At 55.2% G+C, this 15,143-nt stretch carries 14 protein-coding genes and 2 riboswitches; of the genes, 5 read left to right on the top strand and 9 right to left on the bottom strand.

Annotated features, from left to right (window positions below):
* Positions 1-100: 100 nt before the first annotated feature.
* The 8 genes from LOK74_RS19790 to LOK74_RS19755 all read right to left on the bottom strand — a co-directional run bounded on the left by LOK74_RS19790 (position 101) and on the right by LOK74_RS19755 (position 6,993).
* A complete protein-coding gene (locus LOK74_RS19790) occupies positions 101-889 on the bottom strand; it encodes an ABC transporter ATP-binding protein (protein ID WP_230043712.1) in 789 nt (262 codons plus the stop codon).
* Positions 890-946: 57 nt separating this feature from the next.
* The gene (locus LOK74_RS19785; RefSeq protein WP_230043711.1) at positions 947-2,014 is read right to left on the bottom strand and encodes an ABC transporter substrate-binding protein; all 1,068 of its coding nucleotides are present in this window, start codon (positions 2,012-2,014) and stop codon (positions 947-949) included.
* Positions 2,015-2,112: 98 nt separating this feature from the next.
* A complete protein-coding gene (locus tag LOK74_RS19780) occupies positions 2,113-2,838 on the bottom strand; it encodes an ABC transporter permease (RefSeq protein ID WP_230047069.1) in 726 nt (241 codons plus the stop codon).
* Positions 2,839-2,902: 64 nt separating this feature from the next.
* Entirely contained in the window at positions 2,903-3,190 is a 288-nt protein-coding gene (locus LOK74_RS19775; RefSeq protein WP_230043710.1) for a thiamine-binding protein, read from the bottom strand.
* Positions 3,191-3,310: 120 nt separating this feature from the next.
* Positions 3,311-3,422, bottom strand: a riboswitch (TPP riboswitch).
* A 62-nt stretch (positions 3,423-3,484) separates the two neighbouring features.
* Complete coding sequence (locus tag LOK74_RS19770) at positions 3,485-4,414, bottom strand: ArsA family ATPase (RefSeq protein ID WP_230043709.1); 930 nt, start codon at positions 4,412-4,414, stop codon at positions 3,485-3,487.
* Positions 4,415-4,505: 91 nt separating this feature from the next.
* Positions 4,506-4,739: a cory-CC-star protein gene (locus LOK74_RS19765; protein WP_420908803.1), complete on the bottom strand. Its 234-nt coding sequence runs from the start codon at positions 4,737-4,739 to the stop codon at positions 4,506-4,508.
* Positions 4,740-4,773: 34 nt separating this feature from the next.
* Positions 4,774-5,205 carry a hypothetical protein gene (locus LOK74_RS19760; RefSeq protein ID WP_230043707.1) on the bottom strand — a complete coding sequence of 144 codons (432 nt, stop codon included), beginning with the start codon at positions 5,203-5,205 and terminating at the stop codon, positions 4,774-4,776.
* Positions 5,206-5,262: 57 nt separating this feature from the next.
* Complete coding sequence (locus LOK74_RS19755) at positions 5,263-6,993, bottom strand: carbon starvation CstA family protein (protein WP_230043706.1); 1,731 nt, start codon at positions 6,991-6,993, stop codon at positions 5,263-5,265.
* 495 nt (positions 6,994-7,488) lie between these two features.
* On the opposite strand from LOK74_RS19755, the gene LOK74_RS19750 reads away from it, so the two are divergent.
* From LOK74_RS19750 to LOK74_RS19740, 3 genes are all read left to right on the top strand, one after another.
* On the top strand, positions 7,489-8,370 hold the full coding sequence (locus tag LOK74_RS19750; RefSeq protein ID WP_230043705.1) for a GNAT family N-acetyltransferase: 882 nt from the start codon (positions 7,489-7,491) through the stop codon (positions 8,368-8,370).
* Positions 8,371-8,414: 44 nt separating this feature from the next.
* A riboswitch (cobalamin riboswitch) is annotated at positions 8,415-8,591 on the top strand.
* Positions 8,592-8,728: 137 nt separating this feature from the next.
* The gene (locus LOK74_RS19745; protein ID WP_230043704.1) at positions 8,729-9,736 is read left to right on the top strand and encodes a helical backbone metal receptor; all 1,008 of its coding nucleotides are present in this window, start codon (positions 8,729-8,731) and stop codon (positions 9,734-9,736) included.
* Complete coding sequence (locus tag LOK74_RS19740; RefSeq protein WP_230043703.1) at positions 9,711-10,802, top strand: FecCD family ABC transporter permease; 1,092 nt, start codon at positions 9,711-9,713, stop codon at positions 10,800-10,802. Before LOK74_RS19745 ends, LOK74_RS19740 begins: the two co-directional genes overlap by 26 nt.
* A gap of 117 nt (positions 10,803-10,919) precedes the next feature.
* Here the strand turns inward: LOK74_RS19740 and LOK74_RS19735 are convergent, their stop codons facing one another.
* A complete protein-coding gene (locus tag LOK74_RS19735) occupies positions 10,920-11,729 on the bottom strand; it encodes an Fpg/Nei family DNA glycosylase (RefSeq protein WP_230043702.1) in 810 nt (269 codons plus the stop codon).
* Positions 11,730-11,971: 242 nt separating this feature from the next.
* Between LOK74_RS19735 and LOK74_RS19730 the strand changes: the two genes are divergently transcribed.
* Positions 11,972-13,147 carry a THUMP domain-containing class I SAM-dependent RNA methyltransferase gene (locus tag LOK74_RS19730; protein ID WP_230043701.1) on the top strand — a complete coding sequence of 392 codons (1,176 nt, stop codon included), beginning with the start codon at positions 11,972-11,974 and terminating at the stop codon, positions 13,145-13,147.
* Complete coding sequence (locus LOK74_RS19725; RefSeq protein WP_230043700.1) at positions 13,144-15,141, top strand: DUF4855 domain-containing protein; 1,998 nt, start codon at positions 13,144-13,146, stop codon at positions 15,139-15,141. Before LOK74_RS19730 ends, LOK74_RS19725 begins: the two co-directional genes overlap by 4 nt.
* Positions 15,142-15,143: the final 2 nt, after the last annotated feature.

Raw genomic sequence — 15,143 nt, 5'->3', positions numbered from 1 at the left:
TCTCCTCCTTTTGTATTCGTAAGAACTTGTAGTCGTCAAAACCACGGTGGTTGTGATTTCGCGACCAATCGTTGCTGCCAAGGAAAGAAAAGAATGCATGTTACGAATCCACCACGTTGGAAAAGACTGCTTCCTGCAGCAGTTGGAGCAGTCTCGATTTGATGGATAAAAAGGCGGGATCGGTCGTGATCACCGGCTCCCGCGGCCGTGGCAGAGGTACGTCCACTTCGGCGACGATCTCTCCGGGACGTGCGGATAAGAGATAGATCCGGTCGGAGAGGAGGATCGCTTCATCCACATCATGCGTGACCAGCAACACGGAATGGCGGAACTGCTGCCAGATGCCGAGCAGCCACTGCTGCATCTGCATCCGGGTGAGTGCATCCAGACTGCCGAACGGCTCATCCAGCAGTATCAATTCTTTTTTGCACAGGTAAGTACGCAAAAAAGCGGCGCGCTGCCGCATCCCGCCGGACAGCATGTGCGGGTAGCTGGCAGCGAACTGCTCCAATCCAAACACGGGCAGCAGGCGGGTCGCTTCTTCTCGTGCCTGCTTTTTTTCCACTCCTTGAATCTGCAGCGGGACGATCACATTGTCTAGAATGGTTCGCCATGGAAACAGCACATCCCGCTGCGGCATATAACTGACGTGGCCGCGTTCTCCGGCCTTGGAGCGGCCATCGATCAGTACATCACCAGCGTCGGGAAGCGAGAGACCGGCGATGATGTCCAGCAGGCTGCTTTTCCCTGATCCGCTCGGGCCGATCAGGCTGACGAACTCCCCCTGTCGGACCGACAGGGAGATATCTTGCAGTGCTCGGACACGAGAAACCCCTTTGCCAGGGAACGTTTTGCTTATTCCTCGTATCGCTAGTTTTTCATCGGTCATCCGCAGCTCCCTCCTTTATGCGGGTGATGTTTTATCGTTCTTCTGGTTCACTGGTTATTAGTTGGACGGCTCAGGCAAAAACTCGTTGGTAAAGGCCTTGTCCGCTTCGATCATCTTTGGGATCAGGTCGCGCTCAAACATCCATTTGGCATAGCGTTCCCACACTTCTTGCTTTTGGATGCCCCATTGGTCAGCATCGTCCTGGTACTTGCCACTCAGCCACTCCTGGCTTGCTTTGACCAAGTCCGCATTCAATTCCGGGGCGTTTTTGAGCAGCATGTCCGCTGCTTGGTCCGGCTGTTCGATAGCAAACTGATACCCTTTGGCAGTAGCGGCGACGAACTTTTTGACCAGTTCTTGTTGCTCGGCGATATGATGTTCGTTGGTGACGATCACCGGTGTGTAGTAGTCGAGCGCAGGGTCCAGGTCTTTGAGCATCAACAGATTGAGTTCCATGCCGCTTCGCTTCGCTTCGACACCGTCCCAGCCGTAGTAAATCCATTCAAAGTCGGCATCTCGCCCGATGGTAGAAAAGAAGTCGGCGACTCCAAGCGTGACGTTTTCTACTTTGGTAAAGTCGGCGCCTGCTTTTTCCATCACCGCTTGCAGTACGGCTTCCTCGACTGGCGAGCCCCAGCCGCCGTAGCGTTTTCCTTCGAAATCTTTGGGCGAGCTGATGTTAGCCTCCTTCAGTGAGGCAAAGGCAGAGGTGTTGTGCTGGATCACCGCTGCGATGGAAACGAGCGGGATATCAGTTGCCCGTGCCTGGGTGACTGCTTCTTGGTAACTGATGCCAAAATCTGCTTTTCCGGCGGCTACCAGTTGGTCGGCTGTGCTGCCTTCGCCCGGCTGTACGATTTCCACATCCAGCCCCTGCTCCTCGTAATAGCCGTTTTCTTTGGCTACGTAGAGACCGGTATGGTTGGTGTTGGGCAGCCAGTCCAGCATGACTGTCACTTTTTGCGGTTCTGCTGGAGCTTCTGTGGACGGAGTCCCCCCTTGGTTTGGTGTCGTCTCTTGTTTCGGTGCGGATTGCTCCGCGCCGCCACAGCCGGTCACCACCAGCGCTAACGAGAGTCCCAGTGCCAGCAGCGGTGCAAACAAATCTTTTCCATTCTTGTTCATCTTTTTGTCTCCTATCCTTTCGTCGTTTGCATGCAATCGTTGCATCATTCAGATGGTTCCTTCTGATCTTTCCTTGCTTCGCTTCGTTTCGGTCGGCGCTAGGGTGAAGGCTTCTGCCGATAATGCCAAGGCATCAACAAGCGGGCGGCTCCCTCGATCAGAGCAAAGATAGCCAGGCTGAGCAGGGTGATCACCACGATCGTCGCAAACACCCGGTCAGTCAGGAACGACTGTGACGAGCGGGTCATCAAGATGCCCAGTCCTTTGCTCGCTCCCAGCCACTCGCCGATCACGGCCCCCATCACACTGTAGGTACCGGCGATACGCATCCCGGAAAAGAAAAATGGCAGTGTCGCCGGCAGCTTCACCATGTGGAAGATTTGCCAGCGGCCTGCGCCCATCGACGCCATCAGCCGCAGGGTGTCGCGATCGACGAGCCGCAGCCCGTCTGCCACATTAATCGCCACTGGAAAAAAGCAGACTAGAGTGACGACGACCACCTTGGGCAGGATGCCATAGCCGAACCAGATAAAAAAGAGCGGTGCCACAGCGATAATCGGGACCGTCTGGGAGATGATCAGCAGCGGGTAGAACGCTTTGCGCAGCCACTCTGAGCTGTCGATGATCGCGGCAATCGCGACTCCGATCACGATCGCTATGGCCAATCCCAGCAGGGCTTCGTAGATGGTCTGTACGCTGTGCTGAGCGATCAGTGCTCGCGACTCCCAGAGCGACTGTACGATGTGCGACGGCTTGGGAAGAATCCACTTTTCAATCCGGGTGATGGCCACCAGCCATTCCCAGAGGATCAACAGTACCAGCATCACACCGCCAGGCAAGAAGATGGACACCCAACGGGTAAGCGGGGTATCGTCTATGAGGCTTCGCTTACCGGTATTTTTCCAGCTTTTCATCCATGCTGACTCCTTCGGGCCGGTAATGGATCTTCATGTGGGTCATCACTTCGGAAGCACCTGCGGCGATGCAGGCTTCCTGGGCCCGTTTGACGATCTCCAGCAGTTGGTCAAGCTCTCCTTCCATCACGGTCTCCATGGCGCCCACTTCGTATTTCACACCAGATCGCTGCACGACCTCGATCGCCTTGTCGACGACCGCATAGCTGCTGCCATCGGCCACCTTGGGAAGAACTTGAAAACCTACATTCACGATTGGCATCTGCGTGATCTCCTTTCTTTTGCCTACACGGCAATCTAGCTGCTGCGCCACCAAAGAGCAATGAAAAAAGCTGCCATTAGCGGGCAGCCTGTGGATTCGCACAATAACAACCTGGGTTGTTACAATGGTAAGCTTCATTCCCTCCGCTGGCATTACCCAGATCAGGTTTGACGGGTCGGTACCTGTCGGGTACCCTCTCAGCCAGGCTCACCCAGCTCCCCGAAACGAGTATGTGGTTGGTCTACTGACACTATACCAATGGTTGCGGCATTTGTAAATTGTATGAGTGCGAAGTCAAAACAAGTGGCCAGCGATGGTATCAAGCGCCTCCAATCCGGCCACATCCTGCTCCAGCATGGGAATCCTGACGATCCGGTAACGGCTGAATTGCTGTTCGATCTCGGTCAGGTACTTCCTCTCCTGCTCGCGCCGACGTCGGATAAACTCGCCGTCCGCCTCGTCGGGAATCACCCGGTTGACAACCAGGGTATCGACGGGTACCTGATACTTTTGCAAAACAGGCAATGCCCGTGTCGTCTCGGCAATCGGCAGCCGCTCCGGGGTGAGTACGAACGAAAAGGCGGTCAGCTTGGCATTGAGGATCACTTCTCGAGCGCGAGCGAACTTCAGCTTGCGGGCGGTCAGAATCTCATAGATCGGGTCTTCGGCAGGAGCCGCTTCCTCCAGCCAAGTCTCCCGCATGCTCATCACCTTCTGGCGGCGCGACAGCATACTGTCCACCCAGGCACCCATCAACTCCGGCAGCGACAACAACCTGAGCGTATGTCCTGTCGGGGCGGTGTCGAAGACGATCAAGTCAAAATCGGTCTCAATCCATTGGATGATCTCGACGATCCGGTCAAACAGAGCCGATTCGTCAGCACCGGGGGAGACATGGGCGATATCGATCTGCCGCTCGATTTCATTCATCATCTGCACGCTGACCACTTTTCGCAGGTTCTCCTTGACCGATGCGATGTAGCGGTGTGATTCGTGGTGTGGATCGATTTCCAGCGCCCATAGATTCTCTCTCAGCTGCGTCGGCTCCTGTCCGACCTGCCGCTCAAAGATGTCGCGCAGATTGTGGGCGGGGTCCGTGGAGACAAGCAAGGTTTTTTTTCCATGATCGGCGGCACGCAGGGCAAAAGCAGAAGAGGTGGTCGTCTTGCCCACCCCGCCCTTGCCGCCGAAGAACACAACTTTTCTCTGCAGGTAGTGTTTCACGGCCAATTCCCCTTTCCGGCATACCGTGCTGATCTGAGCGACGCAGGCGGATACGGATGCTTGATTCGCTGCCCCGTTGCGCTGTCCTCATTCAACAGCAGCGAATGTCATCAAGCGGTGAGCGCTCCATACCCATCCGCGTATGCCATTCGTGGAAACGTTCGTAGATGGCTGGATACAGCTCCAGCGTATAGTACGAGACCGGGTTGGGCAATCCGAGCATTTCGGAAAAGCAGAGCAAGAGGAACAGATCTTCTTCGTTGCGGATTTCCCGTCTGATCTCTCTGCGGTAGCGGACGTAAAAGAGCTCTTCGTAACCCTGCATCAGCGTCTTCCAACGTTCTCTGATCTCCATCGCTTCACTTCCTCTCTCGCTGCCTGGTTAGCATTTGCAAAACTTTGTCAGCAATCAGATCATACCGGGGGATCTCCCCGGCAGCGACTAGTTCGCCGTTGACAAAGATCGCTTTTGTATGAAATCCACGGCTGAAGTGCATCAGCATCTGCGACAGCGGCACTTTTTTTCTGCGCCACTGCCGCCACAAAACAACCACGAACAGAATGATGTTGCGTGGATCGATGACATCCAACTCCACTTGCTCCCCGAATTGTTCATCCAGTCGGCGGTAGAGGAGGCCCATCTCCTCCATGATCTGGCGGCGTTCGCGGAACAATCGCTCACCAGTCACTTCCGAGAGGTTGATTAGATCACCGGAGAGACGGCCGCAGCAGCCGCTGTTGGACATCTGCTGTTCCGCTTCCCGTACAAACAGCACATGCACCTTTTCCATCGCTACCATCTCCCAAAAGATAAGGAGCCGCATGGGCGGCTCCTTCCCGTATCTGGATCAGCCCGGAATGTCCTTGGAATAATCTTTTCCAGTGGCAAATACTCGGACGGCCTCGAGGACGATCCAGGCGGCGAAGACGAGGATGACGGCACCGAGGAAGAACAGCAGCATTTTGCCTTCCTGGCCCATCCACTGGGTAAACACCTGCTGAGCCATCGCCCAGATCGTAACGAACAGGATGAACAACATCGGCAGCAGCGTCGGCAGGTAGTTGCGGCCCAATCGTTTGAGCCAGATCGTGACGATCAAGAGCGAGATGCCGGCTAACAGCTGGTTGGAGGTCCCAAACAACGGCCAGAGGTGATAACCGCCGGAACCAAACCCGTTGGCGCCGCCCGGTGTTAGTGCCAACGCTGCGCTGGCCAGAACGGCGATCGCTGTAGCGGTTCGATTGCCGGTAATTACTTTGATCTTGTATTCACTGCCGATTTCTGCAATGATATAGCGCATCAGCCGTACCGAACTATCCAGAGTGGTCGCGGCAAAGCTAACCACAACCACGGCGACGATCGTCTTGCCAAGCGTCGGATCAATCGCCAGTCCGCTGGCCAGATTGGCTGCGCCATTGACGAAAGAGCTTAAGCCGTTTTTGCTGGCATCGGCAAAAGAGGCGTATTTGCTGGAAAAATCGACTACGGAGAAAGCAGTGGCAACGGCAATGACGGAGATCAGAGCGAGAATCCCTTCACCGACCGACCCGAGATAGCCGACGTAGCGGGCGTCTGTCTCTTTATCCAACTGCTTGGACGTAGTGCCGGACGAGACCAGTCCGTGAAAACCGGATATCGCACCGCAGGCGATGGTGATAAACAAGAGAGGCCACCAGGATACGTCGTTGGCACTGGAGTTGACGACTGGTGCCGTGACCTCAGGAGCCAGGAACAACAGGCCCAGGTATAGGACAATCAGCCCGATGATCAACTGGTGCGAGTTGATGTAGTCCCGCGGCTGCAACAAGGTCCAGACCGGCAGGCTGGAAGCGAAGAAACAGTATACGAACAGCACTACGATCCAGATCAAAAAGGTAGTCTCGGTGGCGTTCAGCCCCATAAAGACGTTTGCCGCTTCGGCACCGCCCAGGTAGTCGACGAAGTTGATCTGCAGAGCAGGCACATAGCTGGCGACGACAGCTGTGCCCCACATCACGACCAGCGCGATGACTGAGGGAAGCAGCAAGCTTCCGCCGGAACGATAGACGCGATAGCCGATCCAGATGGCAAGCGGGATCTCGATGAAAATCGGCAGGACAGAAGCGGGGAAAGAGATAAACAAGTTGGCGATCACCCAGGCAAACACCGCATTCACCATCAGCACAAGGATGAGAATGATGAATAAGAAGAGCATTTTAGCACGCTGGCCGATGATGCGGTTTGCGAGGGTGCCCATTGACTGGCCTTTGTGTCGGGCCGAGATGACCAGGGTTCCGAAGTCATGCACACCTGCTGCGAAGATCGTGCCTAGGACGACCCAGAGAAAAGCAGGCAGCCATCCCCAGTAGACGGCGATAGCCGGACCGAGTATGGGGGCAGCTCCAGCTATGGATGTGAAGTGGTGCCCCCACAAGATTTCTTTCTTCGTCGGGACGAAATCCACACCGTCCTTGTAGCGGTGGGCAGGGGTGACGAAGGTTGGATCCAATCGGTAGATTTTCTCGGCGATGAACTTGCTGTAAAACTGATAACCGAAGAAAAAGCAGAGCAGTCCGACGACAGCAATACCGATTGACATGTACGAAGCCTCCTTTATGCATTTTTTAGGGCAAGCGTCATAGGTCAATGTTCAGGCAAACGCTTACATTCAAAATTATTCGATTATTTGCAGAAAAATCCTTTCCAAATAGTCTGTTTTTTCTATATATACGCTGAACAAACAAAATATCGTATGTTGTCCTTTTCGTAGATGGACAGGAAGTTGAGCCAGAGACTATGAGAGAAAGCAGTGCCTTACTGAAGAACAAGCCGTAAAAGCCTTTCATCCGAACCAAAGGATAGCGACGAAAATCGGCATTGTCAGGATCACCCTCCCCTCACTGAATCATCAGGCGACAGTACGGATCGACGAAAGAACGCTCAATGAAGGAGGTTCAACGAAGTGGGAAGGTTCGGGAAAAGGATTGAAAGGAGAGCCTTATAGGATTAAAATATTTTTAACGTAAAATATTGGTTGTGGGTGAGAGAACACATAGGTGCATGTGCTTGCCTAAGATGGAGAGGAGTGGGAAGGTTGGTTCAGATCAAACGTTTGACAGAGTGTACGTTGGAAGAAGCGGTTACAGCCTGGAACAAAGGGTTCACTGGATACTACGTAGATGCGTCGACGACAGCAGACAAGTTCGTCAGCCGGATGGGGCAGGAGGATTTATCCCCCTCGCTATCGGTCGTCGCATGTATTGAAGGCAGGCCAGCCGGACTGACGTTGAGCGGGCTGCGGACGATCCATGGCCGGAAAGTGGCGTGGAACGGGGGCACCTGTGTGGCTCCTGAGTGGCGCGGCAAGGGCGTCGGAGAAATCATGATCAAAGCCGCCCTGGAACGGTATGAGCAGGAGGGAGTGGACACGGCAACCCTGGAGGCTTTTGTTCAAAACGAGTCAGCGATCTCCCTCTATCGCAAAATGGGCTACCAGGTCGTCGATCGACTCTTATTTCTGGAACGAACCGGTCCATTTACAGCCGAACCGTTTGCACAAAGCGGTGAGGATCTCTACACCATTCGCAGAGTGACACCCCGTGAAGTGGGGCTGCTCCCGTTTTACCCAAGACTGGCACCGTGGCAGACCCAATGGCAAAGTGCCAAAGAGGGAGAGGGACTGCTAGTCATCGATCAGAAGGGGGCAGTTGTTGGATTCGCCTTATATAGACGGGTCTATGACGAAGCGGGGGCGGTGCAGGCGATCTTTCTGCTGCAGTGCGATGCACATCCGGAAGTGGATGATGCTGACGGGATTATCCGCACAGCGCTCACAGAACTGTTTGCTCCTTACGATCTGTCCTGCCGCCGCAGTACGTTTAACCTGCCGGCCTCCCGTCAGCGGTTGGTTCAGCTTCTCACAACAGCAGGGTTTCAACCCACTGTGGAGCAGGTGTTCATGACGCGGCAAAGCTGATAGACAAACCGGACGTTCCCGTATTATGATTATGACGGATAAACGGATAACCATCGAACAGGTGCATGTCCATGCTTAATAGGGAATTCGGTGCATAACCCGACACGGTCCCCGCCACTGTAAAGGTGAGTTCCCCTGGATGAAGCCACTGAATACGTTCGGGAAGGCACAGAGGAGTGATGAACCTGAGTCAGGAGACCTGCCTGTTCGCGATTCACGTGCAACCTACGGGTGATAGGGAAGTGTGAGGGTGTTTCGAGATGATTCATTCTCATGGCTGAACTGGCATTTCTGACCACACTGCCCGGTTGGAAATGCTTTTTTGTTTGGTACGGACAATCGGATGGAGGTCATAATCATGTACAAAAAATGGATCAGTCTGTTGATGGCAGTCTTCCTGTTGATCGCCTTGGCTGGCTGCGGGAGCGATGAGGCACAATCTGTTCCGCAGGGTCAGTCTGCAGGGTCTGCAAGTCAGCCATCGGCACAGCAGCCAAGTCCGTCGAGTGCGACGTCTGGGGAAGGAGAACAAACTGGCTTTCCAGTCACACTGGCAGATGGCAGCGGGGCGGAGGTTGTAATCGAAAAGCGGCCGGAACGGATTGCTTCCGTCACGCTGGGGACCGATGAGATCTTGCTCTCGCTGGTGGATAAACAGCGTCTGGTCGCCGTCACCCAGTACTCGACCGATCCGGGCATTTCCAACGTTGCTGGACAGACAGATGACATTGCGGCTAAAATCGAGAGCTCCAATGCAGAACAGATTATTGCGCTCAATCCCGATCTCGTCTTAGTCGCCAGCTATACGTCGCCGGATGTCGTCAAACAACTGCGTGATGCCGGTTTGACCGTGTTTATGTTTTCGTTTGTCGATTCCATTGACCAGATGAAAGAAAATATCCTGACGATTGGCAAAGTGGTAGGAGAAGAGGAGAAGGCGAAGCAAATCGTCGCCGACATGGATGCCCGGCTGGCCGCTGTCGCCGAGAAGGTGGAGAAGATCGATGATCGCCCCACTGTGCTCAACTACACGCCCGATGGCTACACGGGCGGAAAAGGTACGTCCAATGACGATATCATCACCAGGGCGGGCGGGATTAATCTGGCTGCCGAGGCGGGCATCGAGGGCTGGAAGCAAATCTCCCTGGAAAAGGTGGTTGAACTAAATCCAGACGTGATCCTGTTGAGCGACTGGAATCCAGGGCACCCCAACTTCGCAGAAACACTGCGGAATGATCCGATCCTGAAAAACGTAGCCGCCGTAGAGGAAAGTCGTGTCGTGACCGTGCCTGGCAAACACTTGACTGCCGTTACCCAGTATGTCGTCAATGGTGTAGAAGATGTATACAACGTCCTCTATCAGTAAGGTACGGAAGAAAGCGACCGGGGAGTTGAAGGATCGCACCGTGCGCTTGTCGCTGTTCCCTCTGCTTCTGTTTTGCAGCCTTCTGCTGGCAGCCGTGATGATTGCCGCAACGGCAGCAGGGGCCGTAGCGATACCGTATCTGTCGACAGCCAAAATCATCTTGTCGCAGCTTCCGTGGATCAACCTGAGCGGCTGGGACCAGGCCCATGAGACAATCATCATGCAGATTCGGCTGCCGCGCGTCCTGGTTGCGGCTCTGGTGGGGGCTGCTCTCGGCGTCTCTGGAGCCGTGATGCAAGGGTTGTTTCGCAATTCGATGGCGGACCCAGGGATCATTGGCGTCTCCAGCGGCGGTTCACTGGGAGCGGTCATCGCGATCTACCTAGGCTTGGCTCAGCTTCATTATCTGCTGGTTCCGGCATTCGCTTTCTGCGGCGCCGCCGGCACGACGTTTCTCGTCTACCTGCTGGCAACCAGCCGAGGGCGCACTCCGATGGCCACATTGCTGTTGGCGGGGATTGCGGTTAGTTCGTTTCTCGGTGCGACAACCTCCCTGGTCCTCTCGTTTTCCAATGAAAACGTGATGCGGGAGATCTTGTTCTGGATGATGGGCGGTCTCTCGTCGCGCGGTTGGGCGCATGTGACGATGATTATGTTGCCGGTACTGCTCGGTATGGCGATCCTGTTCTGCTACGCGAGATACTTGAACATCCTGCTGTTAGGAGAGGAGACGGCTCATACCTTGGGGGTGAAGACCCAGAAGACGCGAAAGGTGCTGCTGGCAGTTACCTCCCTCGTCACCGGGGCGGCTGTCTCCGTCAGCGGTGTGATTGCATTTGTCGGCTTGGTGATTCCGCATATCATCCGCATTCTGATCGGTCCTGACCATCGGCTGCTGCTGCCGGTCAGCGCCTTTGGCGGTGCGATTTTTTTGATTGCGGCGGATACCTTTGCCCGGTTGGCGATTCGCCCGGCAGAACTGCAGGTGGGTATCGTCACCGCTTTTGTCGGCGCTCCGTTTTTTCTCTACCTGTTGCGCAAAAACAAAAAGACAAGTTTCTTCTGAGATCAGGCCAAAGAGCTTGTGTACGGTACAGGTGGGCAGCTAAGGCTGACCGGTCTGCTGTTGCTGTACGGTTGGCCGTGCGGGTGATTGTACGGATGACTGTGGGATCAGACGCAATCAGGCTTGGCAGACAGGACAAAAGAAAGTCTTGCGCGCCGAAAGCTTCTCACGTCGAATCGGACTGCCGCAGCGGAGACACGGCTCCCCTTCACGATCGTAGACGAGACAGTGACGGTTGTATCCTCCGGTTAGGCTGTCTCCCGCAAACAGCGGATTCTCCATATAGCCGCCGAGTGACACTGCTTTGGTTAGCACCCCGGTAATCGAGCGGTACAGACGGGCGATGTCACCTTCCTGCAGTTGGTTGCACTTGCGCATCGGCTTCAGCTGGGCTTGAAAACAGATTTCATCTGAGTAGCAGTTGCCGATCCCGGCGATAAACGATTGATCAGTCAGGGTTGGTTTCAGCATCCCTCTTTTGCCAACAAGCCGCTGACGCAGGCTCTGTTCGTCAAATGACAGGGCGAGCGGCTCCGGTCCAAGCGGGTCCAGCTTCTCATCGACAGCGTCAGTAGACAGCAGGTGAAGGTAGCCCAACCGCAGCCCGTGAAAAAACAGCTTGTCCTCTCCAAAGCAAAGGACGACTTGGGCGGTGCGATCCAGCTTTTCCTGCTGGCTGCCATAGTACAGAAATCCGCCTAGCATCAGGTGCAGCAGCAGGACAGTTCCGTTGTCCAAACGGAACAGCAGGTGCTTGGCCCGCCGTTCGACAGACAGCAAGCTGCGCTGCTGTACGGCATCGACAAACGCTGCGACAGGCAGATTGACCGATTTTTCTCGATTGATCATCACGCGGGTGATTCTGCGCCCGCTTATTTTTTCTGTCAGCAGTTTGCGGTAGGTCTCCATTTCAGGCAGTTCCGGCATGGCTGGCGCACTTCCTTTTTGTGTACAGGCTTCTTTCCGCGAAGAAAACAGGTAGAGAGATTGCTGCTCGGTTGTATCGTAGTATAAACGAATCGTCGGCACATATATGCAGCAGTGGACTTTTCAAGCACTTAGACGATTGCTGTCAAATCACTCTGCCAATGGGGTATGATAGGGGAAGAACAGGAAAACCAGCAAAACGGTTGCCAATTCACAGCAGCAGAGGACGGGAGATTTGTGACATGCAAAAAGTAGAGTTGATCGCGACGGCCACCTTCGGTTTGGAAGCGGTTGTTGCAGAAGAAGTAAAACAACTGGGGTACCAAGACGTACAGGTGGAAAACGGAAAAGTGACGTTTACTGCCGACATGTCAGCCATACCCCGCACCAACTTGTGGCTGAGAACTGCAGATCGCGTCCGCTTGAAGATCGGAGAGTTTCAGGCGACGACCTTTGACGAGCTGTTTGAACAGACCAAGGCACTTCCCTGGGCGGAGTGGATTCCAGAAGACGGTGCGTTTCCGGTAGAAGGGAAATCAGTCAAATCGACGCTGTTTAGCGTCTCCGACTGTCAGGCAATCGTCAAAAAGGCGATCGTGGAAAACCTGAAGCAAACGTATAGACGCGATTGGTTCGAAGAGACAGGTCCTCTCTACAAAATCGAAGTATCTCTATTGAAAGATATCGCCACACTGACAATTGACACCAGCGGCCCTGGCCTGCACAAACGCGGCTACCGTCAGCTGATCGGCCCGGCTCCGTTGAAAGAGACGCTGGCAGCGGCGTTGATTCTGCTGTCCCGCTGGAAGCCGGATCGCGTGCTGTACGATCCTTTTTGCGGCTCCGGCACGATTCCGATCGAAGCCGCTCTGATCGGCCAAAATATCGCCCCCGGTATGAATCGCGAGTTCGCATCGGAACAATGGCCGGTGATACCTAAGGCACTGTGGCGGGATGCGCGGGCGGAGACGCATGATCTCGCAGCGTACGATCGGAAACTGGAGATCATCGGTACAGATATTGATGAAGCTGTGTTAAAAGTGGCCCGTCACAACGCAGTGGAAGCGGCGGTGGAGGAGCAGATTCACTTTCAACGCATGGGTGTCAACGAGTGGAGCACACGGAGGAAGTACGGTTACCTGATCGCCAATCCGCCTTATGGGGAGCGGCTGAGCGAACGGCCTGAACTGTCCGGCCTGTACCGTGATCTGCGAACGCTGATGCAGCAGTTGGATACCTGGTCGTTTTATGTGCTCACCTCGGATGAGAGATTTGAAAAAGAGATGGGGAGGACGGCGAGCAAAAAGCGGAAGCTGTACAACGGCAATATCAAAGTAGATTACTTTCAGTTCTTCGGGCCGCGTCCACCTCGTACGCAGCCAGTGATCCGTGCAGGAAAAGAGGCGGAACCGCAATGAGGTTTGACAGTCGAACAGGCTCCAGCAGCCGGGATGGCAGGACACCCAGACTGTCGGTTCGGCTGATCCTCATTGCGACCTGCCTATTGACGGCGGTGGGGGCAATGGGAGCGGACCTCGTGTGGGCATCAGGTGGCGCCTCAGACGGGTTTGTCATAGAGCCCGCACGGCTAACGCTCGTAGCAGGAACAAGTGAAAAGATCATCGTCAGGGGGAGAGACGGGGCCAGACTGCCGTATCCCCCTGTTTTTTCTTTTGATCGCATAGAATTGGGCAGGGTGATGGCGGACGGTACATTTGTCGCCGGTCCGTATGCCGGAAAAGGCACGATTACGGTGTCAGTGGGTCACCATACTGCGGCCATCCCGCTGGAGATCACCCCTGATGGACGCCAGCCGATTCCGATTGGACAACCATCGCTTACCCTGCCACAGGCTGACAAGCTTGACAAGTACGGAGGCAACCTCGCTACCCACCGATTCTTTTCCGTACAGACCACAGGTCCTGTTGACCCTGCTCTACAGCAGATGGAGCGGCAGTACCCGGGGCCGGTAGGTGGTTTGGTCACGGATTCACCTGTCTGGACCGGGTATCACCGTCAGGCAGGCCGAGTGATTACGGTGGCCTTGGGAGACAGGTATGGATTGGAACAAGTATCCCTCTCTTTTTTGCAGCGTCCCGATCAGGGAATCTACGCTCCGCGTGAGATGGATGTGGAACTGTCGGCAGACGGGGAAAACTGGCAGTTTGCCGGCAAGGTGAGGCACTCTTGGACGGGGCAGCGGACCGATCATGGCGTGTATACGTATGCTGTCGCCCTTCCCGCTGCCCCGGCGAAGTATGTTCGGATTCGCTTTCCTGTAAAGGTCTGGGTGTTTGCGCGCGGGTTGCAGATTAGAGGAGCTTTCCGAGCGGGAGAGGAAAGGCAGGTGAAATGGGCTGACGCAGAGCAGCAGCAGTCCCGTTCAGACGGGAGAGTTGGGCCCGTTCGCCATCTGCTGCTTACCTACACCGGAGGACATGGGGCGCGTGGAACGTGGAACAGCCGCGACTTTCTGCCGATGGTGGCGTATGTGGATCAGCGCGGCAGGATCGTTGATCGGATGTTTGACAGCTTCCTGTTTCTGCCCTATCCAGAACTGTCCGCGACCAAAGAGGCGTGGACCCGCTATCTTGACGATCTGTTTCAACTAGGCAGTCAGTTGGCTGCGCTTGAGGAGGCGATGAAGGAGTACGACCGACAGCACGGCAGATCAGGGGAGACACCAGAGGTGGCTCAAGTCATCTTGTCGCTCCCGTATCCCGATCCTAGGCAGCATCACTTTGGCAGGATACCAGATCTGCCGCGGCCGCTCTCATTTGCCGGAAGCGGTGATGACGAGGCTGCTTATGAAGATCGAAAGCGGGCGCTGGAATGGTATGCCGATCACCTGCTGCAGCGCTGGAAACAGGCTGGCTATTCCCATCTGCGGCTGGTCGGTCTCTACTGGTTTCACGAACTGGTGGACGACAGTGCACCGGGAGAGCGCCAATTGATACGCGATGCCGCTGAGATGGCGCACAACATGGGCCTGCCGCTGTTCTGGATTCCGTATTATGAATCACCAGGGTATACGGAGTGGCGGGAGCTGGGATTTGACCATGCTTTTATCCAACCCAACTACTACGGTGACCAAAGACTGCCGCTCGCCAGGATGGAGGCGGCGGCGGCCGTAAGTCGCGCATTTGGCATGGGTCTGGAAATAGAAGGGGATGAGCGGATGACAGCAGATCTCCACTTTTACCAGGTCTATCGCAACCAGTTGATTGCAGCACACCGGCTCGGGATGGATCGGCAGGCAGCCTGCGCCTATTATTTTGGTTCAAAGGGGCTGCTGCAGGCATATCGCAGTCGGGAATCCCACGTCCGGCGTCTCTATGACGATACCTATTGCTGGATGCGCAGTCGTTTTCTTGAGCGAGACTACTGGCAGCCGTGGGTTCTCCCCGACTAGCT

The organism is Brevibacillus humidisoli (genome assembly GCF_020923435.1).
Classification (GTDB): domain Bacteria; phylum Bacillota; class Bacilli; order Brevibacillales; family Brevibacillaceae; genus Brevibacillus_E; species Brevibacillus_E humidisoli.
The sequence above is the reverse complement of the archived record's forward strand: the minus strand, read 5'-3'. Positions and strand labels throughout refer to the sequence as shown.

Bases quoted from the DNA above. Each gene is read 5' to 3' on its own strand.
- LOK74_RS19790 (WP_230043712.1), bottom strand. From the start codon at position 889: ATGACCGATGAAAAACTAGCGATACGAGGAATAAGCAAAACGTTCCCT.
- LOK74_RS19785 (WP_230043711.1), bottom strand. From the start codon at position 2,014: ATGAACAAGAATGGAAAAGATTTGTTTGCACCGCTGCTGGCACTGGGA.
- LOK74_RS19780 (WP_230047069.1), bottom strand. From the start codon at position 2,838: ATGCTGGTACTGTTGATCCTCTGGGAATGGCTGGTGGCCATCACCCGG.
- LOK74_RS19775 (WP_230043710.1), bottom strand. From the start codon at position 3,190: ATGCCAATCGTGAATGTAGGTTTTCAAGTTCTTCCCAAGGTGGCCGAT.
- LOK74_RS19765 (WP_420908803.1), bottom strand. From the start codon at position 4,739: ATGCAGGGTTACGAAGAGCTCTTTTACGTCCGCTACCGCAGAGAGATC.
- LOK74_RS19760 (WP_230043707.1), bottom strand. From the start codon at position 5,205: ATGGAAAAGGTGCATGTGCTGTTTGTACGGGAAGCGGAACAGCAGATG.
- LOK74_RS19755 (WP_230043706.1), bottom strand. From the start codon at position 6,993: ATGTCAATCGGTATTGCTGTCGTCGGACTGCTCTGCTTTTTCTTCGGT.
- LOK74_RS19745 (WP_230043704.1), top strand. From the start codon at position 8,729: ATGTACAAAAAATGGATCAGTCTGTTGATGGCAGTCTTCCTGTTGATC.
- LOK74_RS19740 (WP_230043703.1), top strand. From the start codon at position 9,711: ATGTATACAACGTCCTCTATCAGTAAGGTACGGAAGAAAGCGACCGGG.
- LOK74_RS19735 (WP_230043702.1), bottom strand. From the start codon at position 11,729: ATGCCGGAACTGCCTGAAATGGAGACCTACCGCAAACTGCTGACAGAA.
- LOK74_RS19730 (WP_230043701.1), top strand. From the start codon at position 11,972: ATGCAAAAAGTAGAGTTGATCGCGACGGCCACCTTCGGTTTGGAAGCG.
- LOK74_RS19725 (WP_230043700.1), top strand. From the start codon at position 13,144: ATGAGGTTTGACAGTCGAACAGGCTCCAGCAGCCGGGATGGCAGGACA.